A 23,169-nucleotide genomic window follows, 5' to 3' on the forward strand; every position below is an offset into this window, starting at 1 on the left:
TACTGAGGGCCGACTCGCCCGACGAAAGGTGCATGACGCATGAGCGCAGGCCAAGGCGGCATCACGCCCGCAGAGCTCGAGCGGGCACGGACCCTGCTCGGCACCATCAGTCAGGTGTTCGACCGGCGCGTCGTCGGACAGGAGGCGCTGCGCACCGCTCTCGTGAGCTCGCTCATCGCCGGCGGGCACATCCTCCTCGAGAGCGTGCCCGGCCTGGCCAAGACGACGGCGGCCGAGACCCTCGCCGCTGCGGTCGGCGGGTCGTTCCACCGCATCCAGTGCACACCGGACCTCATGCCGAACGACATCGTCGGCACGCAGATCTACAACTACGGCACGGGTTCCTTCACCACCCAGCTCGGACCCGTGCACGCGAACCTCGTGCTCCTCGACGAGATCAACCGCTCGAGCGCCAAGACGCAGTCGGCGATGCTCGAGGCGATGCAGGAGCGCAAGACGTCGATCGGTGGCACCGAGTACCCGCTGCCCGACCCCTTCATGGTGCTCGCCACGCAGAACCCCATCGAGGAGGAGGGCACCTACGTGCTGCCCGAGGCCCAGATGGACCGGTTCCTCATGAAGGAGATCCTCACGTACCCCACGGCCGCGCACGAGGTGGAGATCCTCGAGCGCATCTCGTCGGGCCGTCAGTCGGCGCCGATCGACGTCACCCCGGTCACGCTCGACGACGTGCGGTTCCTCCAGGGGCTCGTCGACGAGGTCTACGTGGACGCCTCCATCAAGCGGTACATCGTCGACATCATCAACACGAGCCGCTTCTCGGGCCCACGGCCCGTGCAGGGACTGTCCAACCACGTCCGCGTCGGCGCGAGCCCCCGAGGCTCCATCGCCCTCATGCGGGTGGCCCAGGCGCTCGCCATCCAGGCGGGCCGCTCGTTCGTCATCCCCGACGACGTCAAGGCCGTCCGGTACGCGGTGCTCCGCCACCGCCTCGTGCGGACCTTCGACGCCCTCGCGAACAACGTGCAGCCCGAGCAGCTCATCGACGCGATCTTCGACGCCGTCCCCACTCCCTGAGACCCGTGACCACGCCATGAACGAGATCTCCCGGCTCGCGCAGGTCCGCGCGCGACTCGAGCTGCCCGTGGCGCGCCGCGCCGCCGGTCTGCTCGAGGGTCGTCACCGGTCGATCTTCAAGGGCCATGGCCAGGACTTCGACGACCTGTCGCTCTACTCCCCCGGGGACGACGTCGGGGACGTCGACTGGAAGTCGAGCGCGCGGGCGGGGATCCCGATCATCCGACGGTTCGTGCGGCAGTCGAACCTCAACCTCGTCATCGTCCTCGACACCGGGCGCAACATGGCCGCGGTCTCCGCGGGCGGCGAGGACAAGTCCGACGTCGCGTGCTTCATGGCCTCGCTCGTCGCCTACCTCGCCCGCGACCGGGGCGACCGCGTCGCGCTCGTCGCCGGCGACGCCGAGCGGCTCGTGCAACGCCCGCCGCGCGCGAGCACCCAGGACCTCGAGATCATGCTCCACCAGGCCGCGGGCCTCTTCGACATCGACGCCCCGGCGAGCGACCTCAACCGGCCGCTGGAACGTGCGATGACGGCGTTCCAACGACGTTCGCTCATGATGGTCATCACCGACGAGGCCCGTCCCGAGCCCCAGCACGAGCGCCTTCTGCGCCAGCTGCGCGTGCGGCACGAGGTCATGGTGCTCGCCGTCGCGGACGCCTCCGCGCTCACCCTCACGGGCGGCCCGACGAAGAAGCCGGTCCGCGACGTCAACGACGCGCTCTTCCTCCCGCCCTACCTCCAGCAGCGCAAGGCTCTGCAGCACTCCGCGGAGCAGGTGGTCCGCGCTCGACGCCAGGTCGTCGCCGACCTGCTGCGACGCCAGCAGATCCAAGGGATGATCGCCACGAGCACCGACGACGTCGTCCTCCAGTTCATCGATCTCCTGGGGAGGCAGAAGCGTGCCCGTCGATGACATCGTCGCCCCGGTGGCGTTCAGCCCGTGGTGGGCGATCGTCGGGCTCGTGCTCGTCACCGTCGTCGTCGCGTGGCTCGTCACCCTCTTCATCATCACGCGGCGTCGACCCGAGGAGGAGCCGGTGACCCCCGCGCCCCCGCCCACGAGCTACGCCGCCGGCAGCGACCCCTTCGTCGACCTGCGCGTGGTCTACCTCGCGCGCGTCGACGAGGTGGAGCGCGCCTTCCGCGCCGCGGAGATCGACGTCCGAGAGCTCCACCTGCGACTGAGCGGAATCGTCCGGGAGTTCGCCGGGCGCCGCCGCGGGGTCGACACCTCCGTCATGACGCTCACCGAGCTCGAGCACCTCACCGGGGCCAGCCGCCTCGCGAACCTCATCGCCCGCTACTACCAGCCGTCGTTCGCGCGCACGACGACCGAGACCGGTGACGAAGGGCTCGACGGCGCGAGGACGGTGATCTCCTCGTGGTGATCCTCGCAGCGGAGGAGGTCTCCTCCGCGATCCGCTGGCCGTGGGTGCTCGTCGTCGTCCTCCTCGTCACCCTGGGGGCGCTCGCCGTCGCCTGGTACTTCACCCGCCACCCGCGCAAGGTCGAGTCCGAGGAGGCTGTCTGGGTCGCGAACTCCGACTACCTCGAGCAGATCCCGGCGTTCCGCGCGTGGGTCCTGCGGTACCGGCTGCTGCAGTGGACCGGTGTGCTGGGGTTGACCGTGGCGGTCCTTGGAGCGGGCTTCATCGCGGCCCGGCCGGTCGACGTGTCCGTCGTCAACCAGAAGCTCGGCACCCGGGACATCGTCCTGTGCCTCGACGTCTCCGGGTCGATGCTCGAGTACGACAAGGAGATGGTGGAGGTGTTCGCCGAGCTCGTGGAGAGCTTCGAGGGCGAGCGCATCGCACTGTCGATCTTCAACTCGACGTCCCGCACGGTGTTCCCGCTGACCGACGACTACACGCTCGTCCAGGACCAGCTCGAGGAGGCGGCGGTAGCTCTCGACCCCGAGCTCGAGTACTCCGGCGACGAAGAAGCGACCGAGCGCTACCTGCGCTTCACCGCGGGCACGACAGGCACCTCGGAGGGTTCGTCGCTCATCGGCGACGGGCTCGCCAACTGCGCCCTGCAGTTCGACGAGACCGAGACCGAGCGTTCCCGCTCGATCATCCTCGCGACCGACAACGACCTCCTCGGCACCCCGATCTACACGCTCCAGGAGGCGGTGACCCTCGCCGACGAGCGCGGCATCGCCCTCAACGGCCTCTACGGTGCGTCCGACTGGGGCGGCTCGGAGAACCTCGAGCGCGAGTACCGCGAGGCGATCGAGAGCGTCGGGGGCATGTACTTCTACAGCGACGACGGCGACGCCGTCGAGCAGATGGTCGAGGACGTGCAGGCCCAGCAGGCCGTGGACCTCGATGCCGCCCCCGAGGTGACGAGCGCCGACAAGGCCGGACCGTGGTTCGTCGTCGCGGTCGTCGGCGTGACGCTCCTCCTCGTCGTGCAGTGGAGGTTGCGCGAATGATCCTCCAGTACCTGCTCCCGCTGCCAGCACTGCTGGCGATCTTCGTGCCCCTGCTCGGGTTCACGGGGTTCCTCGCCGTGCGCGGCCTCGTCCGCCGCAAGCAGCAGGGCACCGCGCCGGCGTGGGCCTGGCTGCGCCGGTTCGCCGTCGTCGCCGTCCTCGCGTGCATCGGGCTCGCGCCGAGCGTCCCGAGGTCGGGCGTGGACACGTCCGTCACCGCGGTCGACGTCTTCTTCGTCGTCGACCGCACCGGGTCCATGGCCGCCGAGGACTACAACGGCACGGAGCAGCGCCTCGACGGGGTGCGTGCCGACATCCAGAGCCTCACCGCGGACATCCCCGGCGCCCGGTACTCGATCATCTCGTTCGACTCCCAGGCGAGCCGGCAGCTGCCGCTCACCACGGACGCCCGCGCCGTCGTGTCCTGGACCCAGACGCTCGAGCGCGAGGTGACGATCTACTCGCAGGGCTCGCTCATCGACCGGCCCCTCGACGAGCTCTCCCGCGCACTGACCGGCGCCGCCGAGCAGCACCCCTCCAACGTCCGCCTCGTGTTCTTCATGACAGACGGCGAGAACACCGCGGAGGGCAGCCGCCGCTCGTTCGCGGACCTCGAGCCCCTCGTCGACGGAGGCGCCGTGCTCGGGTACGGCACCGAGGAAGGTGGCCGTATGAAGGAGTACGACCCGATCTTCAACAACGGCCAGAGCCCCGAGGGCGACTACATCGTCGACTCCACGCAGCCCGGCGAGCCCGACGCGCTGTCTGTGCTCGACCCGGAAGAGCTGCAGGCCGTGGCGGACGAGCTGGGCGTCGAGTACCTCCAGCGGACGGCGCCGGGCGAGACGGCGGAGATGGTCGCCGACATCGACCCGCAGCAGATCGCGTCAGACGGACGCCGGACGCTCACCTCCTACCAGATGGTCCTCTGGCCGTTCGGCATCGCGCTCGCGCTCCTCCTCGCCCTCGAGGCATGGGCCGCCGGACGGCGGATCGGGCACTCCGTGGGGGTGGAGCATGTCTGAGCAGACCGACCTTCCGTCGAAGGTGTCCCAGCGCGCAGCACAGCGCCCTGACCGCAAGGCTGCGCGCCGTGCCGAGCTCGAGCACCGTGCCGAGGAACGCCGCCGCGTCCTCGAGTACGACCGCGTCGCCCGGCTGCGGGCGGAGCGGCTGCGGCGTCGCAAGCGCCTGTTCTGGTGGACCCTGCCTCTCGTGCTCGTGCTCCTCGGCGGCGCCTGGAAGGCTTTCTCCGTGCCGATCGTCTCGGGCTCGGCGAAGGACGAGTACAGCGCCGGGACGTTCGCCGAGTCGGCGGCGTCGTACCACTGGTTGCAGACGCTCAACGTGGCCGAGCAGTGGAAGGTGCACTTCGCGGAAGGGACCGCGCTGCTGCGCGACAACCAGCTCGAACCCGCGATCGAGGAGCTGTTCCGCGCGCACGACGCCGCGCCCGACGCCCCGGCGGACGTCGCCGAGATCGCGGACGACGAGCAGGTGCCCGTGTGCATCGTCCAGGTCAACCTCGCTGTCGCGCACGAGCTCCAGGGCGACGTGGCGCAAGGGGTGGGCGACGGGCACGTCGACCGGATGAAGCGTGAGCAGCAGGCGCTCGACGCGCTGGGCGACGACGTGCCGGACGACGGGACCGCGCCGGACCCCGAGACGTACAAGGACCTCGCGATCGAGAGCTACACGGAGGCCGAGGAGCTCTACGCCGACGCCAACGAGATGCGGGTCTGGAACGAGTGCCCGGACGACGACGAGGCACGTGACCGGGTGACGGAGAAGGAGACGAGCGCACGGGACAAGCGCGAGGCGCTGGAGAACCCGCCGCCCCCGCCGCAGGACCCCCAGGATCCTCAGGACCCGCAAGAACCCGAGGATCCCCAGGACCCGCAGGACCCGCAGGACCCGCAAGAACCCCAGGACCCGCAGGACCCCCAGGACCCGCAAGAACCCCAGGAGCCGCAGGAGCCACTGACCCCGGAGGAGCGTCGAGCCCGGGAGCTCGAGGAGCGCAACCGTCAGGGTGAGGAGGAGCGGCGGGAGACCGAGGGCTGGCTCGACGACGACGCCGAGTCGCCGCCCCAGCAGTGGTGAGCAGCGCCGCACGGGCGGACGATGACGGGTGACGGGCGACGGCGCCCGTCGAGCGAGGAGGAAGAGGACCTAGTGACGGACACGAGCATGCCCACGGGGACGACGGGGAACGGACCCAGCGGGGACGGCGCCCCCACGGACGGGGCACCGCGGGGCGCGGCTGCGGAGCCCGTCGGTGGGTACAACTGGTCACGGAACCTCGCGTACCGCGCAGCGGCCATCGAGTACCCGACGACGACCGAGCAGGTGCAGGAGATCGTCACCCGTGCGGACAAGGTCCGGGCGCTGGGCAGCCGGCACTGCTTCAACGACATCGCGGACACGACCGGCACGCTGCTGTCCATGGCGAAGTTCGTCTCCGGCGGGGACGGCGGGCTCGACGTCCGCACGACGGACGACGGCCGCACGACTGTCACCGTGGGGGCGGGCGTCAGGTACGGCGACCTCGCGGCGGCTCTGCTCACGCGTGGCCTCGCCGTCCACAACCTCGCGTCCTTGCCGCACATCTCCGTCGGCGGCGCGATCGCCACGGGTACCCACGGGTCGGGTGACGGCAACACGGCCCTCGCCGGCGCGGTCGTCGGGATCGAGCTCGTCACGGGGACGGGCGACGTCATCGCGGTCCGCGAGGGTGACACGGACCTCCCGCTCGAGGCCGCCGTCGTGCACCTCGGTGCGCTCGGCGTCATCACCCGCGTCACCCTCGCCGTCGAGCCCGCGTACGACGTGCGGCAGGACCTCTTCGAAGGGCTGGCGTGGTCGACGCTCGAGCAGGACTTCGACGCGATCACGAGCGCGGCGTACTCCGTGAGCCTGTTCACCCGGTGGGGCGACGAGGGGATCGACCAGGTGTGGCTGAAGTCCCGCACCGACCGACCGTCGCAGGCTCCCCTCGACGCCGGTACGGACTTCCATGGTGCCCGGCCGGCTGTCACCGACCTCCACCCGCTGCCGGGTATCTCCGCCGAGAGCTGCACGCAGCAGCTCGGTGTCCCCGGGCCGTCGCACGAGCGCCTGCCGCACTTCCGGATGGAGTTCACACCCAGCAACGGTGAGGAGCTCCAGACGGAGTACCTCGTCCCCCGGCAGCACGCCCTCGCCGCGATCGCCGCGGTCCGTGGGCTGCGGGAGCACGTCGTGCCGCTCCTGCAGATCACGGAGATCAGGACGATGGCACCGGACGGGCTGTGGCTCAGCCCGTCCGGCCAGCAGGACACCGTCGCCCTGCACTTCACGTGGCTGGACCGCCAGCCCGAGGTCGAGGCCGTCCTGCCTCTCATCGAGGAGGCGCTCGCGCCGTACGACGCCCGCCCGCACTGGGGCAAGCTCTTCACGACGAGCGCCGAGCGTCTCGCCGAGCTGTATCCCCGGCTGGGGGACTTCACCGACCTTGCTGCACGCCTCGACCCCCGCGGTGTGTTCCGCAACGACTACCTCGACCGGCTCCTCCCCCGTCGCTGAGGGACGCCGCGCCGTCGCGACCTGCGGCCCGCGGTCCGGGGACCCGCGACCTGCGACCCGCGGTCCGGGGACCCGCGACCTCAGGTCGCCGGTCCCTGGATCGCGAAGGCGACGAGGAACCCGCAGCTGGCGAGGAGCCCTGTGCTCAGGTGGGTCTCCTCGACGGCCTCCGGCACCATCGTGTCGACGACCATCGTGAGGATCGCGCCCGCCGCGATCGACGTGATGACCGCGATCGTCGTCCCGGAGGCGTTGCCGAGCGCAAGGCTGCCGACGAGGGCGGCTGCGCCGCTGGCGAGCGTGATCCCGCCCCACACGCCGAACACGTAGCGGGCGCTGCGGCCCGACTCCTTCATGCCCGCAGCGCTGGAGAGTCCCTCGGGGAGGTTGGAGATGGCGATGGCGACGAAGACCCCGACGCTCACGCCGTCGCCGTCGAGGAGAGAGATCCCCAGCACGATGGACTCGGGGACGCCGTCGATGAGCGCGCCGATCGCGATCGCGAGCCCGCTGCCGAGCTTCTGGCTCTCCGACGGCTGGAGGGTGCCCGCCCGGTTCCGGTTCTCCGCCCCGCGCCGGGCGAGCACGACGTTGAGCGCGACGAAGGCGACGGCCCCGCCGAGGAACCCGACCGAGGTGGGCAGCAGCCCGCCGTCGATGTCGGCCTTGTCGACGAGGTCGAACGCGACGGCCGAGATGAGGACGCCGGCCCCGAACGCCATGACTCCGGCGACGACACGCTCGGGGATGCGGACCACCCACGCGACGACGGCGCCGAGGAGGAGCGTGGATCCTGCGAGCAGCGCCCAGAGGCCCGATTCCACCCAGACCGGCACGGGACCCCCCTTTCCCGACACACTCTTGCGACCAACGGTGGCCCTGCTCGAGCACTCACGCCACATCTGACGCGGCCGACGCCGCGGCGTTCACCCGCTGAGCCTCCTCAGCCACGCTCCAAAGCCGCCGATAACCCCTGAGAACGACCTCGGACGCCCGCCTCTCCGCGTCGACGACTCCCGCGTACAAGGACATCAGCATGAGCGAGCCCAGATGCACGTCAGTCACCAGAAGTCACCGAGCGAGATCGTGGCGCGACCTGAGCATCGGGAGCCGGATCGGTCTGGCTGTCGGCACACTCGGAGCGGGCCTCGTCGTCGTCAGCGCCATCGCGCTCACGTCGCAGGCGCGCGTGTCTGCCCTCGATGATGCCGTGACCGCAGCCGTCCACACGCAGAACGCCGTCACCGACGCGAAGTACCAGCTGCTGTGGGCGACGAACTGGCAGAACATCACCGCATGGAACGCCCGGGTCGTCGGCGGCGCACAGGCCGCTGCCGAGGCCGGGGACAACGTCACGACGTACCGGGCGGCTGTCGCCGCGTTCGAGAAGGTCTTCCAGATCGACAGGTCCCTCCTCGCCGAGGAGGGCCTGCAGAGCCTCGCCGCCGTCGAGGACCACTGGCCCGCCATGGTGGCCTACAACGATCAGGTCCTCGACCTGTGGGAAGCGGAAGAGCTCGACTCCGGCGACGCCGTCTCGACCGGTGCGAAGTGGGACATCCACGACGTCGTCACCGTCGAGATGGACGAGCTCGTCGCCTCGGTCGAGGACCGTGTCCGGGAGATCACCGCGCAGCGAGACGAGCTGCAGGCCGCGAGCCGCACGACGACCCTCGCTGTCACCGTCGTCGCCCTGCTCGTCGGGTTGGGACTCGCACTCGTCACGGTCCGCGCGATCGTGTCGGGCATCTGGCGGGTCCGGGACGGCCTCCAGCGCATGGCAGCCAACGACCTGAGCGTGCGGGTCGAGGTCACCGGGCATGACGAGACCGGGCAGATGGCCCTGGCGCTCAACGATGCGGCGGCGACCATCGGCGGCACGCTCGCGTCCGTGGCGTCGTCGGCCGCAGCCGTGGCGGCGGCGTCCACCGAGCTGGCGGTGACGTCTGAGCGGATCGCCGATGCAGCCGAGTCCGCATCCGTGCGCTCCAGCGTCGTCTCTGCCGCGGCCCACGACGTGTCGGGGAACGTCGCGACCGTCGCCACGGGTGCGGAGCAGATGGGCGCGTCCATCCTCGCGATCGCGAGGAACACGAACGAGGCGGCCCGCGTCGCGACGCAGGCGGTCACGAGTGCCGCGACCGCGACGTCGATGGTGCGGAAGCTGGGCGAGTCCTCCGCGGAGATCGCTGACGTCATCAAGGTCATCACGTCGATCGCGCAACAGACCAACCTCCTCGCGCTCAACGCGACGATCGAGGCTGCCCGGGCGGGTGAGGCGGGCAAGGGGTTCGCTGCGGTCGCCAACGAGGTCAAGGAGTTCGCCCAGGAGACGGCTCGCGCATCGGAGGACATCTCACGCCGGGTCGCGACCATCACCTCGGACACCGCAGGTGCGGTCTCCGCGATCGACGAGATCTCGTCCACGATCGCGAGCATCGACGACTACCAGGCGACGATCTCCGCCGCCGTGGACGAGCAGACGGCCACGACCACCGCGATGTCCCGCGTCGTCGCGGAGGCGGCCGGTGCGTCCTCGGAGATCGCGCTGACCATCACGGGCGTCTTCGACGCCACGGCCTCGACGACCGAGGCGCTGAGCCACACGCAGGACTCGATCACCGAGCTCGCGGCCCTCGCGACCGGGCTCCGCACCCAGGTCGAGCAGTTCACCTACTGACGCCGCTGGGCTACCGTGGCGCGATGCAGCAGCACCCGCCGCCCGTGACCGTCGTGCGTGCCGGCGAGGACCGCTGGGACGTCGTGCGGGGCGTGCGGCTCGCGGCCCTCGCCGACGCTCCGGACGTCTTCCGGTCGACTCTCGAGGACGAGACGGCGTACGTCGAGGAGCGGTGGCGGTCGTGGCTGCGTGCTGCCGCGATCTACCTCGCACTCTCGGACGGCCGGCCCGTCGGTATGGCTGCCGGGACCGTCGTGGACGGTCGGGCGCACGTCGCCGCCATGTGGGTGGAGCCGCAGTGGCGGGGCGGCGCGGCCGGTGAGGGATTGCTGCGTGCCGTGATCGACTGGGCCCGGACCGGTGGGCACACCGAGCTCGAGCTCCGGGTCATGGCCGACAACCCGCGCGCCACAGGTCTCTACCTCCGGCTGGGGTTCCGCGTCGTGCGGACCCGGCCCCTCCTCGCGGACCCCTCGCGCGACGCGCACAGCATGGTGCTGTCGCTGCGCGGCGCACAGGTCCCACACCCTCAGGCGGCGTCGTAGCGGTCGGCGACCGTCATGCGTCGGACGTCGGCGCCGCCCCGACGAGGACGGTGCGGCCCTCGATGCGCACGGGCCACGTGCGCAGATGCTGGGGCTCGGCGCCGACGGCTTCGAGGCACGTGCCCGTGCGCAGGTCGAAGATCTGCTTGTACATCGGGGAGGCGACGGTGGGGATGTCTCCCCGCGTCCCGACGATCCCCCGGGCCATGATGTACGCGCCGCTGAAGGGGTCGAGCTGCTGCACGGCGTGCACGGTGTCGTCGGCGAGCCGGAACACCGCGACCTGCTCACCCCCGACGAGGGCGGCCGCGCCACGCTCGGGGGCGAGGTCGTCGAGCCGGCACACGACGACCCACGGCGAGGCTGCGGGTGCGCCGGCGATGGTCACCGTGGAGGTTGCTCGGTCATCGGCTGCGGGCGTGGTGGTCGGGTCGTCGAGCTGGGCGTCGAGCGTCATGATCGGACCTCCAGGATGGTGCCGGCGATGAGGACGGCGCCGCTCTCGCGCTCCTCGGGCGTCGCCGGGCGGGCCTGGCCGCGCTCGGGGACGTACGCGAAGGACGGGTCGGGCACGTCGGGGGCGTTGATGAAGGCGCCGAACCGGCGCAGCTTCTCGGGGTCGTCGAGGGTCGCGGCCCACTCGTCCTCGTAGTTGTCCACGTGAGCCGCCATGGCGGCGTCGAGGTCGGCGCAGATGCCGAGCGAGTCCTCCAGGATCACCTGCCGGACGCCGTCGAGACCGCCCTCGACCTCCTCCATCCACGGCGCGGTGCGCTGCAGGCGGTCGGCGGTGCGGACGTAGTACATGAGGTACCGGTCGATGGTCCGCACGAGGGCCTCGGTGTCGAGGTCCTCGGCGAGGAGCTGCGCGTGGCGCGGGGTGAACCCACCGTTGCCGCCGACGTACATGTTCCAACCCTTGTCGGTGGCGATGACGCCGACGTCCTTGCCGCGGGCTTCCGCGCACTCGCGGGCGCACCCGGAGACGCCGAGCTTGATCTTGTGGGGTGAGCGCAGCCCGCGGTACCGGTTCTCCAGCGCGACGGCGAGCCCGACGGAGTCCTGCACACCGAACCGGCACCACGTGGACCCGACGCACGACTTCACGGTCCGCAGCGACTTGCCGTACGCCTGGCCGGACTCGAACCCGGCGTCGACGAGCTTCTTCCAGATCGCGGGCAGCTGGTCCATGCGCGCCCCGAACATGTCGATGCGCTGCCCGCCCGTGATCTTCGTGTAGAGCCCGAACTCCTTCGCGACGGCGCCGATGACGATGAGCCCCTCGGGGGTGATCTCACCGCCCGCGATCCGGGGGACGACGGAGTAGGAGCCGTCCTTCTGCATGTTCGCCATGACGTGGTCGTTGGTGTCCTGCAGTGCGGCCATCTCGCCCGCGAGCACGTGCTCGTGGCCGGTCGAGGCGAGGATGCTCGCGACGACGGGCTTGCAGATGTCGCACCCACGCCCCCGGGTCCCGTGCCGGGCGATGATCTCGCTGAAGGTCCGCAGCCCGGTGACACGGACGGCGTCGAACAGCTGCGCGCGGGACAGGTCGAAGTGCTCGCACAGCGCCTTGGACACCTCGACGCCCGACTTCTCGAGCTCGGTGGTGACGATCTTCTTCACGAGCGGCAGGCAGGACCCGCAGCTCGTGCCCGCCTTGGTGCACGCCTTGACGCCCGGCAGGTCCGTGCACCCGTGCTCGGTGACGGCACCGCGGATGGTGCCGGCGGAGACGTTGTTGCAGGAGCAGACGTTGGCGTCGTCGGGCAGGTCCGCGCCCGCTGCCGGTGCGGAGCCCTCGGGGAGCAGGTAGGCGCCGGGGTCGCCGGCGAGCTCGCGGCCGACGAGCGGGCGCAGGCCCGCGAAGGCGGACGCGTCGCCGACGAACACGCCACCGAGGAGGGTGCGGGCGTCGTCGGACAGCACGAGCTTCTTGTACAGGCCGGCGACGGGGTCGGCGTAGACGAGCTCCATGGCGCCTGCGGTGCGGGCGAACGCGTCACCGAAGCTCGCGACGTCGACGCCCTGGAGCTTGAGCTTGGTTGCCGTGTCGGCGCCGGGGAACGTGGCCTGCCCGCCGAGGAGGCGGTCGGCGACGACCTCGGCCATCGCGTAGCCGGGGGCGACGAGACCGATGCAGCGGCCCTCGATGCACGCGACCTCGCCGACGGCCCAGATGTGCGGGTCCTCGGTGTGGCAGGCCAGGTCGACGACCGCGCCGCCGCGGGCCCCGATCTCGAGCCCCGCGTCGCGGGCGAGCTCGTCACGGGGCCGCACCCCGGTGGCGAGGACGACGACGTCGACGTCGAGCCGCCCGCCGTCGTTGAAGTCGAGCCGGCCGACGTGGCCGGTGCTGCGTGCGGGCTTCATCTCCTTGGTGCCGGTGCTCACCCGGACCGCGATGCCCATGCCGTTGATGAGGCGCTTGAGCGCCTCGCCACCACCGAGGTCGATCTGCGCGTCCATGAGGTGGGTGCCGAACTGGATGACGGTCGGTGCGGCGTCGAGCGCCTTGAGGGCGCCCGCGGCCTCCAGCCCGAGGAGGCCACCGCCGATGACGGCACCCCGCACGGGGCGGTTGAAGCGCTTGCGCTTCTCCTCGACCCAGCCGCGCAGGGCGGCGACGTCGTCGATGGTGCGGTAGACGAAGACGCCGGGGAGGTCGGCGCCGGGGATGGGCGGGACGGCGGCGTTGGAACCGGTGGCCAGGATGAGCTCGTCGTAGTCCCACACGCGGCCGAGGCGGTCGGTGACCTGCTGGGCGTCGCGGTCGATCGCGTCGATCTTGCAGTCGCGGACGATGGCGACGAGGGGGTCGTTCCACAGCTCCGGGTCGCCGAGGTTGAGCTCCTCGGGGTCCCGCGCCGAGAAGTACGACGTGAGTGCCACGCGGTCGTAGGGGTACCGGGGCTCCTCCGCGAAGAGCGTCACACGGTAGGCGCCCTCGGTGTCGCGGGCGCGCAACGCCTCGACGAGCCGCTGGGCGACCATTCCACCGCCGACGACGACGACGTGCTTGCTGGGTGCGAGTTCCTGGGCCATGTCGACAACGGTAGGAACCGCTGATTTCTCCCGGTCACGCCGGGAGTTTCCCTGCCGTAACGGTTCTCTCACTCGTCACGGGGGGTGGGTGTGAGGTGTGCGGCCACGAGGCTCAGGAGGGCAGGAGCTGTGACGCCGCGACGACCGCTGCCGGGTCCGTCGCGACGGGGTCCGCCGTGACGCTGGCTGGCGTCGACGCCGCGAGCCAGTCCGCGATCCCGCAGACGAGGTCGGTGCAGCCGCCGCAGCCGGTGGTCGCCCGGGTGGCCGTCGCGATGTCCTCGACGGAGCGGGCGCCGTGCTGCCAGCAGTCGACGATGTCGCCCTTGCTCACGCCGTTGCAGCGGCAGACCGTGGTGCGGTCGGGCATGTTCGTCGGGTTGGTGGCCGTGGCCGCCGCGGACGCGACGGGCTGCAGCAGCAGGTATGCCGGGTCGGAGGGAACCGGGGTGCGGCGCGTGTAGGCGGCCGTGAGGTCGGCGCCGATCTGTGGCGCACCGACGCACGTCGCACCGACGACGAACCCGTCCGCGACGACGACCTCGACGTGTCGACCTGCTGCGGGGTCGGAGAGCCGGACCGTGCGGTGCCGGGGGTCGTGGGTACGGCGCGCACCGCACACGCCCATCGTCACGACGTCGAGCCCAGCAGCCTTGAGGCGCACGACGTCGGTACCTCGGGCCGCGTCGTCGGGCACGGTGTCCGCGGCCGGGGCAGGCCGCGTCACGACGTTCATGCTCAGCCGCAGCGCCATGCTCGGACGGTCACGGCGCGCGCCGCCGAGGCGGACCCGCCCGGACCGGCTCTCGTCGACGACCCGCACGGTGAGGTGGTCGGCGAGCCGCCTGGACTGGTCCCAGCCCTGGGCGATGAGGCCCGTCGCGCCTTCGGGTGGCTGCGCGCAGTCGCCGACGGCGAAGATCCGGGGGTCGGCCGGGCTGACGAGCTCGCCCGTGACGACGACGCCCCGGTCCACCGGGAGACCGGCGGCCGACGCGATGCCCGACTCCGGGACGGTGCCGCACGCGAGCACCACGAGGCCGGCGTCGATGGTCTCCTCGCACGCTGCGCCGTCGGCGGTGGTCGTGACGACCCGGATGCCGACGACCCGACCGTCGATCACGTGCACCTCCTCGGTGCGCGCACCCGTCCGGTGGGCGACGCCCAGCGCCGCGAGGGTCTGCGCGGCGACCTCACCGGCAGCGGCGTCGAGCTGGCGGTCCATGAGGCTCACTCCCCCGTGGATGACCGTGACGTCCAGGCCCCGGCGCGCGAGCCCGCACGCGGCCTCGAGGCCGAGCACGCCCGCGCCGATGACGACCGCGCTGCGCGCGTTGACGGTCGCCGCGACGATCTCCCGCGCGTCGTCGAGCGTGCGCAGGGCGTGCACCCCGGCGGGGAGAGCACCGAGCGGGTCGAGCCCGGCGATCGCGGGGATCCGCGCCGCCGAACCGGTCGCGAGGACGAGCGCGTCGTAGGGGTGGACGGACCCGTCGGCAGCCAGGACGCAGCGTCCGGCGCGGTCGATGTGCACCGCCTCCGCACCGCGGTGGACCGTCGCGCGCTCGTGCGTGAGGGCGGGCAGCGCGAGGGACGCGACGTCGATCTTGCCCGCGACCACCTCGCTGAGCAGCACCCTGTTGTACGGCTCGTACTCTTCGGCGCCGAGCACGGTGACCCGGAACCGTGCCTCCTCCCCCACGCCGTCCTTCGCGAGCAGGTCCTCGACGAACCGGGACCCGACCATCCCGTTGCCGATGACGACCACGCGGCTGAGCGGTCGGCCCGGCGCGGCGGCCGTGCCGGGCACGGTGCCGGTCTCGGCGACGCCGGGCGCGGGGGTCGGAACGGTCATGAGGGCACCTTCTCGAGGTCGGGGAGAGGTCCGTCGGCCAGGACAGGCGTGCCGGCGGCGCTGACGTCCACGGCGCACACCTTGAACTCGGGCATGCCGGAGATCGGGTCGGTCGCGTCGGTGGTGATCCGGTTGACGCTGCCCGTGCCGCTCCAGTGGAAGGGCATGAACACAGTGTCGGGGCGGATCGTCGTCGTGAGGCGGGCCGCCGCGGTGATGACCCCGCGGGACGACGCGAGACGCACGGACGTGCCGTCGTCGATGCCGAGGCGCTGGGCGAGAACGGGGTGGATCTCGACGAACGCGTCGGGCACCGCGCGGTGCAGCTCGGCCACCCGGTGGGTCTGTGCGCCCGACTGGTAGTGCTGCAGCACGCGCCCGGTGACGAGATAGATCGGGGCGCCGGGTCGCACGTCGTCGCTCGGCCCGACGTGGTCGACGGCGACCATCCGGGCGCGACCGTCCGGCGTCGGGAAGCGCTCGAGGAACAGGCGCGGGGTGCCCGGGTGCAGTGCGGGGGTCGAGCCGACGTCCGTCCGCGCAGCATGGATCGCAACCGTCGCGGAGGCGGGAGGCATCGCGGAGGCCGGAGCCTCTGCGGGGCACGGCCAGAAGAGGTCGGGCTCGGCGTCGAGCCGGGCGTGGCTGAGGCCCGAGTAGTCGGCCGGTCCGCCAGCACTGGCGCGGGCGAGCTCGTCGAACACCTCGGCAGGGTCGGTGCCGAAATGGACGGGTGACCCCATCCGGACCGCGAGGTCGGCGAGGATGTCGAGCTCGGACCGCACGTCGCCGGGCGCGGGCAGGGCGCGGCGTCGACGGATCACCCGGCCCTCGAGCGACGTCATCGTGCCCTCCTCCTCCGCCCACTGGGTCACTGGCAGCACGACGTCGGCCAGCCGCGCGGTCTCGGACGGGACGAAGTCGCAGACGACGAGGAAGTCGAGGGCCTCGAGGTTCGCGACGACCTTCCGGGAGTTGGGCGCGCTGACGACGAGGTTGGACCCGTGGACGAACAGCATCTTCGGGCCCGCGGGCTTCCCGTCCTCCGCCGGCGCGGACAACCGCCGCAGCAGCTCGACGGCGGGCAGCCCCGGACCGGGGATCGTCGCCGGGTCCACGCCCCACACGCGGGCGACGTGCTCGCGCGCCGCCGGGTCGTCGATCTTGCGGTAGCCGGGGAGCTGGTCGGCCTTCTGCCCGTGCTCGCGCCCACCCTGTCCGTTGCCCTGACCGGTGACGGCCCCATATCCGCTGCCCACCCGCCCGGGGAGCCCGAGCGCGAGCGCGAGGTTGATGGCTGCCGTGACGGTCGCGGTGCCCTGCGTCGACTGCTCGACCCCACGGCCCGTGAGGATGTAGGCGCCGGACCCCCCGTGCAGGGGGCTGGCAGCGGCGAGCAGCCGGGCGGTCCGGCGCAGCTCGTCCGCGGCCACCCCGCACACCTGCTCCGCGCGCTCCGGCCACCAGGCCGCGGCGGACCGGCGCACAGCATCCGCCCCGGTGGTCCGCGCCGCGACGTACGCGGCGTCGGCGAGGCCCTCGGCCCACACGACGTGCAGCAGGGCGAGGAGCACGACGAGGTCCGTCCCGGGCACGGCCTGCAGGTGGATGCCGGCGCCGTCCTCGGTGAGCACGGCCGTCGCGCTGCGCCGCGGGTCGACGACGACGAGCCCGCCCCGTTCCCGGGCCCCGGCGAGGTGCTGCACCGACGGCGGCATCGTCTCGGCGAGGTTGCTGCCCAGGAGCAGCACAGCCTGCGCGCCACCGAGGTCGGCGAGCGGGAACGGCAGCCCCCGGTCGACGCCGAACGCCCGGTTGGCGCCCGCGGCCGCGCTCGCCATGCAGAACCGGCCGTTGTAGTCGATGTTCGCGGTCCGCAGGACGGTGCGGGCGAACTTGCCGAGCGCGTACGCCTTCTCGTTGGTCAGCCCCCCGCCGCCGAACACCGCGACCGAGTCCCGGCCGTGCTCCGCGGCGATCTGCTGCGCGCGGGCGGCGACGAGGTCGATCGCCTCGTCCCACGTCGCGGCGTGCAGCTCGCCGTCGGCGCCCCGGACCAGCGGGGTCGTGATCCGGTCCGGGGTGCCCAGCACGCTCGCGCTCGTCCAGCCCTTCTGGCACAGCCCGCCCCGGTTGGTCGGGAAGTCCCGCCCCTGCACGACGACCGGCAGCGGGGCCAGGGTCGCCGTCGTGCCCGGCAGAGGCGTACCCGGCGACGTCTCCGGCGTCGCCGCGCCCGCGGGCGTCGCGCCCGGGAGCGTGCCGGCACCGCCGGCGGGCCGCTCCAGGCTCATGGCGCACTGCAGGGCGCAGTACGGGCAGTGCGTGGAGGTGGGCTCAGCCGGCGGTGCCGCCAGGCGGGACTGCTGGGTCATGGACGATCCGATCAGATGCTCTGCGCCGACATCGCGGAACCGCGCCGCTGGTACACGGCCCAGACGGTGAGGCTCATGACGAGGTAGACGCCGATGAACGCCCACAGCGCCGGCACGAGGCTTCCGGCGAGGTCGTTGGAGACCGCGAACCCGCGCGGGATGAGGAACCCGCCGAACGCGCCGATCGCACCCGCGATGCCGATGCACCCGGCTGCGGCCTTGCGCGCCTTCGCCCGCGCGTCCGCGTCCGTGACACCGACCTGGAACACGGCCGGGATCATCCGGTACGTCGACCCGTTCCCGATACCCGTCGCGACGAACAGCACGAGGAACGAGGCGAGGAACAGCCCGAAGCTGTGGCTGTCCAGGGCCTGGATCGCGCCGAACGCACCGACGGCCATGACGACGAACGCCGCGATCGTCACGCGGGCCCCACCGATCTTGTCGGCGAGGATCCCGCCGTACGGCCGGGCGAGGGACCCGACGAGCGCGCCGAGGAACGCGATGGACAGCGTCACCTCGGGGAACTGGCCCTTGAGCAGCGTCGGGAACGCACCGGCGTACCCGATGAAGGAGCCGAACGTGCCGATGTAGAGGAACGAGATGATCCACGTGTGGCGGTTGCGGGTCGCAGCCGCGAACGACTTGTAGTCGGCGCGGGCCGACGTGAGGTTGTTCATGTACTTCCACGCGAGGAACGCGGCGAGGAGGATGAACGGCACCATCATGAGCCCGGCGCGCTCGAGCGCGATCCCTGCTCCGGCGACGATGACGAGCGGCACGGCGAACTGGACCGCGGCCGTGCCGAGGTTGCCGCCGGCAGCGTTGAGGCCGAGCGCCTTGCCCTTCTCCTTCTCCGGGTAGAAGAAGGAGATGTTGGCCATGGACGACGCGAAGTTGCCACCACCGACGCCGGCGAGCATCGCGATGACGAGCAGCACCCCGAACGACGTCTCCGGCCGCTGCACCGCCCACGCCAGCGAGAGCGTGGGGAGCAGCAGGAGCAGCGCCGAGATGATCGTCCAGTTGCGGCCACCGAAGAGCGGGACGGCGAACGTGTACGGGATGCGCAGCGTCGCACCGACGAGGCTCGGTACAGCGATGAGCCAGAACTGCTGGTCGAGCGTGAGGGCGAAGCCGGCGGCCGCGAGCTGCGGGACGACGATGCTCCACGTCGCCCACACCGCGAACCCGAGGAACTCCGCGAACACCGAGATCCAGAGGTTCCGGGTGGCGATCTTCTTGCCGCCGTCGTTCCAGAACGTCGTGTCTTCCGGGTCCCAGTTGTCGATCCACCGCCCCTTGCGCACGTGCGCGACCGACGTCGTGTGCTGCGGCTCGGACGATACGTCCGTGGCGCTCCGGGTGTCCGACGCCGAGCCCGGCGTGGTCGAGGTGGGAACAGTCATAGCGGCCTCCTGTGAGCGCGGCCCGAGTCGTCGAGCGCTCCCAGCAGGCTATGAAGTGCGTGTTTCGCCCCGATGCGTCGGGGAGTTAATCGACCGTAACCTTCTCGGCACACACCGGAGGCAGGCGTTGTGAGAACGGGACGGTCGTGCCAGGAGGCAGAACATCAAGGATGTCGCGCGGTTCGTGCCCGACATCGGGCCAGCCGGGCGCCGGGGCACGACGGTGCGAGCGCGGACACGATTGTGGGCAGATGTCCCCATAGCGCGGTCCGGGTGCTCATGCGAGGGTAGTGCGCCGCAGCCCGAGAGGAAGTCCCGTGACGCAGGTCCGCACCGCAGTGAAGATCGCGTCCGCCACCCTGGTGTGGGGTGTGCTGATCGCGGGCTGTTCAGGCGACGACGCGGACGACGAGCCGACGACAGTGCAGTCGGGCGGAACCGCACAGTCGCCCACGCAGGAGCCGACGACGGAGGCTCCCGTCGAACCGACGACTCCACCGCCGGTCGACGGCGTCGTCGACCTCAGCGATCCGGCAGCGGGGATCGTCTTCACGAACCTGCCCGACGCAACAGGCCCGGAGGCAGCGGCCGTGAACGCGTACCTGGCCTTCGAGGTCGCGTACTGGGAGTCCCTCAAGGCCAACGTCGTCTCGGATGCCCTCCCGGGGCTCGCGACAGCCAACGCTCTGGATGTCGTGTCCGAACGGGTGGCCTTTCAGACGACGCAGGGCTTCACGTTCGGTGGCACGGCGCGCTCTTCGGTGCGGGTCGACATCATCCAGGAGGATTACGCGTTGATCAGCGCATGCGGCAGCGACGTCGACGTCACTGCGATCTATTCCGATGGGACGGTTCGGGCGTTCGACGGGGAAGCAGCCCCGACGTTCCGCAGGAACGCCGAGCTCGCGGAGCTCGAAGGGACATGGTTCGTGCAGGAGTACTGGATCGACGAGGAAGCCTGCTCCGTCGAGGACGCAGCATGAGCAGCCGTCACCCCTCGCTGGTAGGTCTCCTCATGCTGACGATGGGCGCGGCACTGTCACTGACGTCAGCTCCTGCGGTCGCTGCTGAACCCGCAGGGTCATGTCCCTGGAACGGATGCTCCGACGGCCAGGCGGCTGAGGGTTCGGTCTCGGTCACGGTGAGTGGCACGGGCACGCGCGCGGGCTCGGGAAGCTTCACCGTCGAGACCCAGGCTGTGACCGTGCAACCGACGTGCTGGTTCCAGAAGAGTCCCTGGACAGGCGTGAAGATGGACGAGTTCGCCACGGCCACCGCGAACCATCCCGGAATGACGTACCTGCCGGACGGTGCCGTGTACGGTCCAGATCTCGCGCCGGAGCGGATCGCGGAGTTCGCGACCGACGCCGAGGGCGTCTGGTACTACGCGAAGTGCTCCGGGAGGAACTTCTCGGGGGAGTGGGATGAGTTCGATGCCGTGCGCAACGCGTACCTGGCCAGCAACGACTGGCTCTTCGTCCCCGCCGGTGTGGCGCCGCCCGTCCCCGAGGTCCCGGTCGAGACACTCATGGAGATCGCCTTCAGGCAGGTCGCGCTCCCCGATCCCGAGGTTGAGTGGAATCCGCAGCTGAGGGGCAATGCCGCGACGATCGTCAACATGGACACGTGGGTGTGGTTGGTCGATCCCGCACAAGAGCTCGAGGTCACAGCGACGGCCGGCGCGAACTCGGCGACCGTCTATGCCACCCAGCAGACCATGACGCTGAGCGCTCCGAGCGCTGACACCGCGGTGTGCCAGGGGTCTGGCGTGGAGTGGACCCCTGCCGCGCAGGGCGAGTGCTCGATCGTCTTCACCCGGTCGAGCGCGAACCAACCTGATCTGAGGACACCGCTCACGGTGAGCACAGGATGGGCCACGCGGTGGTCCGGCAACGGGGTCGACCGCGGCGCGCTGGAGCCACAGACCATGACGTCCGTGGTCGGGATCCCGGTCGCGGAGATCCAGACCACCATCACCTGACCGCCATCACCTCACCGCCATCACCTCACCGCCGTCGGCTCCAGCGTGTAGACGTGGCCCTGGGCGTCGAGGATGACTGTCTGCTGCTCCGTCCATGAGACCTCGAGGTCGTACGGCTCCTCGATGTCGCGGGTGAGGAGCTCGCTGGCGCCGTCCTGCCACGACCCGGGCTCGAACGTCTCTCCCGGCTCGATGCGGTCCGTGTACGTGTGCTCGACCTCGAGCGTCACCGCGAAGCGCCCGTCCCCGATCGGGACGACGCTCGTCGAGCCAGCATGGGTGAGATCGCCTGTGTCGTGCTCGAGGTGGGCGGAGTCGGCCGGTCCGGCGACGGCGTCGTGCGTGGGGAGCGCACCGAGCCGGTCTCCCAACGACGGCCTCGCCGCGGGCGCGTCAGCGGGCCCGGCGCTCTGCACGCCGCCGTCCGGCGTGGCGTCTGTGGTGGCCCCGCTCCCGGGCGCCCCCTCGGTCGCTGAGGCGAACTCCCCGACGCTCGCACCGGTCCGGAGGTAGGCACCGACCGCATCACGGCAGGCATCGGTCGACCCTGTCGTGACCCGGTCCTGGAACCCGGGGTCGCTGAGCATGTACTCGGTCCACCGTGCATCGTCCGTGACGGTCCACGTCCCGTCCGAGACGTCACGGACGTCCAGCTGCTCGGTCACCCACCGCGCGTCCGGTGCGGGCGTCTGTTCGCTGCTGTCGACGGATGCGCTGTCCGTCGGCTCCGCGAGCGCCACGGTCTCCGAGACGGACGTCTCGAGCGTGGGCACCTCGGCCTGGAGCTCAGGCACCTCGAGCTCCTCGAACCGCATCTCGGGGCGCGGGGGCGGGACGGATCCACCACCGGGAGCGCCGCCTCCCCCGCCACCATCGGCGGGACCACCCCGGCCCCCGCCGCCACCGACCGGGCCCCCTGGACCCCCACCACCGATGCCGCCAGGGGGCGGCCCCCCAGGTCCGGGCAGCGTCTCGTCGTCGAGCGCACCCCAGGTGCCGTCCACCGCGACGTCGAGCGCTGCGTACGCCTGCTCGGCGGTGGTCTGGAAGGCTGTGCGAGCGGTGACGGCGTCGGCGATGTGACGTTTGAGGTCACCCCTGGCCACGTTGATCGCTTCCACGTCCGCGTCGCGGGTCGCGGCGACCTCCCTCGCGAGCGCGGGGCAGCCGCAGTCGACCGGCACCGGCTCGGACAGTGTCGGCGGAGACCAGGGCGAGTCCGCGCTCTGCCGGTACATCGCTCCGGCTCCCCCGGACGAGTTCCACGGGGGCACAGCCGGTGGGTCGTCCCGGTTGGCCTTGACGTTCCAGTCGATTCCCCGGCACGTCGAGCACGAGGGCATCGGCCGGTAGGCCATGATCCCCTGGAACGTCGCCTCGTTGTTCTCTCCCACGGCCCAGCCCCCGCGACCGACACTGCTGTACTGGATCGGCGACGACGGCGAGTGCATCTGGCCCCCGCTCCGCACGTGCGCGGCAGCATCACCCGCGTCGAGCACCGAGTCGACGAGGTCCCGGATGTACGTGATCGACTGGACGAACGTCGTGTACCCGCCGACCATCGTGTCGAGTGGCGCGACGAGGCTGTGCACGGTCGCGGCGGCAGTCCGGCCCACGGTCCTGAAGGCGTCCGCATCGGTTCCCGACCAGGAGTGCACGGTGTCGTTGACCGTCGTGCGACTGTCGGTCGCGATGGTGGACAGGGTGTCCTTCAAGGACGTGAAGTTCGCAGCGACGGTCCCGATCTGTCCCAGGTCGGCCGTGATGAGGAGCTCCGAGGAGCCGCAGTCCTCGACAGCGACGTCGAGCGCGTTCCAGAGCCGCGCTCCGTCCCAGGGGTTGATCATTCCGGAGAAGAGCGAGGCCATGAGGGCCGCCCTCCTGCCGTCGAGAAGGCGCTCGCGGTCACGTGGTCCTGGTCGCTGTGCGACTGGAGGTTCCGTGTCACGTTGGTCGCGAGGTCGGTGAAGTCCGTGGCCAGCGCGGCGACCCGTGCCGCGACCTCCACCTTGAACGTCCTCGCAGCGGTCGTGGCGGCGGCGTCCCCGTAGTCGCCGACGCCGGGGTCGATGATGTGGACCGCCGCCGCCAGGTCCGTCGCGTGCGACGTGAGCCGCACGGCGGTGTTGGAGACCTCGTCGTACACGAGGCCGATGCCGCTGTCAGTCATTGCTCTGAACCTGTCTCGCGATCACACCGATGGGTATGCCGGGAGTCTAGGACTCGTGCAAATCACCACA

General features: G+C 71.3%; 19 protein-coding genes. 11 read left to right on the top strand and 8 right to left on the bottom strand.

Going from position 1 to position 23,169, the window contains the following annotated elements; genetic code table 11:
* Positions 1-39: 39 nt before the first annotated feature.
* The 7 genes from AC54T1_RS01575 (at position 40) to AC54T1_RS01605 (ending at position 7,039) form a co-directional block, all read left to right on the top strand.
* Positions 40-1,038 carry an AAA family ATPase gene (locus AC54T1_RS01575; protein WP_484343583.1) on the top strand — a complete coding sequence of 333 codons (999 nt, stop codon included), beginning with the start codon at positions 40-42 and terminating at the stop codon, positions 1,036-1,038.
* A 16-nt stretch (positions 1,039-1,054) separates the two neighbouring features.
* Positions 1,055-1,954: a DUF58 domain-containing protein gene (locus tag AC54T1_RS01580; protein WP_484343584.1), complete on the top strand. Its 900-nt coding sequence runs from the start codon at positions 1,055-1,057 to the stop codon at positions 1,952-1,954.
* Positions 1,941-2,429: a hypothetical protein gene (locus AC54T1_RS01585; protein ID WP_484343585.1), complete on the top strand. Its 489-nt coding sequence runs from the start codon at positions 1,941-1,943 to the stop codon at positions 2,427-2,429. The genes AC54T1_RS01580 and AC54T1_RS01585 overlap by 14 nt, the downstream gene beginning before the upstream one ends.
* Positions 2,423-3,475 carry a vWA domain-containing protein gene (locus AC54T1_RS01590; protein ID WP_496910773.1) on the top strand — a complete coding sequence of 351 codons (1,053 nt, stop codon included), beginning with the start codon at positions 2,423-2,425 and terminating at the stop codon, positions 3,473-3,475. Before AC54T1_RS01585 ends, AC54T1_RS01590 begins: the two co-directional genes overlap by 7 nt.
* Positions 3,472-4,500 (top strand): vWA domain-containing protein, encoded by a 1,029-nt coding sequence (locus AC54T1_RS01595; protein WP_496910774.1) that lies wholly within the window; start codon positions 3,472-3,474, stop codon positions 4,498-4,500. The genes AC54T1_RS01590 and AC54T1_RS01595 overlap by 4 nt, the downstream gene beginning before the upstream one ends.
* Positions 4,493-5,578, top strand: coding sequence for a hypothetical protein (locus AC54T1_RS01600; RefSeq protein ID WP_496910775.1), 1,086 nt, complete (start codon positions 4,493-4,495; stop codon positions 5,576-5,578). Before AC54T1_RS01595 ends, AC54T1_RS01600 begins: the two co-directional genes overlap by 8 nt.
* A gap of 72 nt (positions 5,579-5,650) precedes the next feature.
* Complete coding sequence (locus AC54T1_RS01605) at positions 5,651-7,039, top strand: D-arabinono-1,4-lactone oxidase (protein WP_496910776.1); 1,389 nt, start codon at positions 5,651-5,653, stop codon at positions 7,037-7,039.
* 80 nt (positions 7,040-7,119) lie between these two features.
* On the opposite strand, the gene AC54T1_RS01610 is transcribed toward AC54T1_RS01605, so the two are convergent.
* Positions 7,120-7,875 (bottom strand): ZIP family metal transporter, encoded by a 756-nt coding sequence (locus tag AC54T1_RS01610; protein WP_496910777.1) that lies wholly within the window; start codon positions 7,873-7,875, stop codon positions 7,120-7,122.
* 200 nt (positions 7,876-8,075) lie between these two features.
* On the opposite strand from AC54T1_RS01610, the gene AC54T1_RS01615 reads away from it, so the two are divergent.
* Positions 8,076-9,719 carry a methyl-accepting chemotaxis protein gene (locus tag AC54T1_RS01615; RefSeq protein ID WP_496910778.1) on the top strand — a complete coding sequence of 548 codons (1,644 nt, stop codon included), beginning with the start codon at positions 8,076-8,078 and terminating at the stop codon, positions 9,717-9,719.
* A gap of 23 nt (positions 9,720-9,742) precedes the next feature.
* On the top strand, positions 9,743-10,264 hold the full coding sequence (locus AC54T1_RS01620; protein ID WP_496910779.1) for a GNAT family N-acetyltransferase: 522 nt from the start codon (positions 9,743-9,745) through the stop codon (positions 10,262-10,264).
* Positions 10,265-10,277: 13 nt separating this feature from the next.
* Here AC54T1_RS01620 and nirD read toward each other — a convergent pair whose 3' ends face one another.
* From nirD to AC54T1_RS01645, 5 genes are all read right to left on the bottom strand, one after another.
* A complete protein-coding gene (gene nirD / locus AC54T1_RS01625) occupies positions 10,278-10,721 on the bottom strand; it encodes a nitrite reductase small subunit NirD (RefSeq protein ID WP_484343593.1) in 444 nt (147 codons plus the stop codon).
* Positions 10,718-13,309 (bottom strand): nitrite reductase large subunit NirB, encoded by a 2,592-nt coding sequence (nirB, locus tag AC54T1_RS01630; protein ID WP_496910780.1) that lies wholly within the window; start codon positions 13,307-13,309, stop codon positions 10,718-10,720. Before nirB ends, nirD begins: the two co-directional genes overlap by 4 nt.
* A 112-nt stretch (positions 13,310-13,421) precedes the next feature.
* Positions 13,422-15,164 carry an FAD-dependent oxidoreductase gene (locus AC54T1_RS01635; RefSeq protein WP_496910781.1) on the bottom strand — a complete coding sequence of 581 codons (1,743 nt, stop codon included), beginning with the start codon at positions 15,162-15,164 and terminating at the stop codon, positions 13,422-13,424.
* Complete coding sequence (locus AC54T1_RS01640; protein ID WP_496910782.1) at positions 15,161-17,539, bottom strand: molybdopterin oxidoreductase family protein; 2,379 nt, start codon at positions 17,537-17,539, stop codon at positions 15,161-15,163. Before AC54T1_RS01640 ends, AC54T1_RS01635 begins: the two co-directional genes overlap by 4 nt.
* A gap of 11 nt (positions 17,540-17,550) precedes the next feature.
* Positions 17,551-18,948, bottom strand: a complete 1,398-nt coding sequence (locus tag AC54T1_RS01645; RefSeq protein WP_496910783.1) for an MFS transporter — start codon at positions 18,946-18,948, stop codon at positions 17,551-17,553.
* A 317-nt stretch (positions 18,949-19,265) separates the two neighbouring features.
* On the opposite strand from AC54T1_RS01645, the gene AC54T1_RS01650 reads away from it, so the two are divergent.
* Positions 19,266-19,931 (top strand): hypothetical protein, encoded by a 666-nt coding sequence (locus AC54T1_RS01650; protein WP_496910784.1) that lies wholly within the window; start codon positions 19,266-19,268, stop codon positions 19,929-19,931.
* Complete coding sequence (locus AC54T1_RS01655; protein WP_496910785.1) at positions 19,928-20,929, top strand: hypothetical protein; 1,002 nt, start codon at positions 19,928-19,930, stop codon at positions 20,927-20,929. Before AC54T1_RS01650 ends, AC54T1_RS01655 begins: the two co-directional genes overlap by 4 nt.
* A gap of 20 nt (positions 20,930-20,949) precedes the next feature.
* Here the strand turns inward: AC54T1_RS01655 and AC54T1_RS01660 are convergent, their stop codons facing one another.
* Positions 20,950-22,797, bottom strand: coding sequence for a WXG100 family type VII secretion target (locus AC54T1_RS01660; protein WP_496910786.1), 1,848 nt, complete (start codon positions 22,795-22,797; stop codon positions 20,950-20,952).
* Entirely contained in the window at positions 22,773-23,099 is a 327-nt protein-coding gene (locus AC54T1_RS01665) for a hypothetical protein (protein ID WP_484343603.1), read from the bottom strand. The genes AC54T1_RS01660 and AC54T1_RS01665 overlap by 25 nt, the downstream gene beginning before the upstream one ends.
* Positions 23,100-23,169: the final 70 nt, after the last annotated feature.

This window comes from Sanguibacter sp. Z41_6 (assembly GCF_059621145.1).

Excerpts from the sequence above, each read along its gene's own strand:
- nirB (WP_496910780.1), bottom strand. The coding sequence starts at position 13,309 with ATGGCCCAGGAACTCGCACCCAGCAAGCACGTCGTCGTCGTCGGCGGT.
- AC54T1_RS01575 (WP_484343583.1), top strand. The coding sequence starts at position 40 with ATGAGCGCAGGCCAAGGCGGCATCACGCCCGCAGAGCTCGAGCGGGCA.
- AC54T1_RS01620 (WP_496910779.1), top strand. The coding sequence starts at position 9,743 with ATGCAGCAGCACCCGCCGCCCGTGACCGTCGTGCGTGCCGGCGAGGAC.
- AC54T1_RS01600 (WP_496910775.1), top strand. The coding sequence starts at position 4,493 with ATGTCTGAGCAGACCGACCTTCCGTCGAAGGTGTCCCAGCGCGCAGCA.
- nirD (WP_484343593.1), bottom strand. The coding sequence starts at position 10,721 with ATGACGCTCGACGCCCAGCTCGACGACCCGACCACCACGCCCGCAGCC.
- AC54T1_RS01580 (WP_484343584.1), top strand. The coding sequence starts at position 1,055 with ATGAACGAGATCTCCCGGCTCGCGCAGGTCCGCGCGCGACTCGAGCTG.
- AC54T1_RS01595 (WP_496910774.1), top strand. The coding sequence starts at position 3,472 with ATGATCCTCCAGTACCTGCTCCCGCTGCCAGCACTGCTGGCGATCTTC.
- AC54T1_RS01615 (WP_496910778.1), top strand. The coding sequence starts at position 8,076 with ATGAGCGAGCCCAGATGCACGTCAGTCACCAGAAGTCACCGAGCGAGA.
- AC54T1_RS01640 (WP_496910782.1), bottom strand. The coding sequence starts at position 17,539 with ATGACCCAGCAGTCCCGCCTGGCGGCACCGCCGGCTGAGCCCACCTCC.
- AC54T1_RS01660 (WP_496910786.1), bottom strand. The coding sequence starts at position 22,797 with ATGGCCTCGCTCTTCTCCGGAATGATCAACCCCTGGGACGGAGCGCGG.
- AC54T1_RS01645 (WP_496910783.1), bottom strand. The coding sequence starts at position 18,948 with ATGACTGTTCCCACCTCGACCACGCCGGGCTCGGCGTCGGACACCCGG.
- AC54T1_RS01665 (WP_484343603.1), bottom strand. The coding sequence starts at position 23,099 with ATGACTGACAGCGGCATCGGCCTCGTGTACGACGAGGTCTCCAACACC.
- AC54T1_RS01635 (WP_496910781.1), bottom strand. The coding sequence starts at position 15,164 with ATGACCGTTCCGACCCCCGCGCCCGGCGTCGCCGAGACCGGCACCGTG.
- AC54T1_RS01655 (WP_496910785.1), top strand. The coding sequence starts at position 19,928 with ATGAGCAGCCGTCACCCCTCGCTGGTAGGTCTCCTCATGCTGACGATG.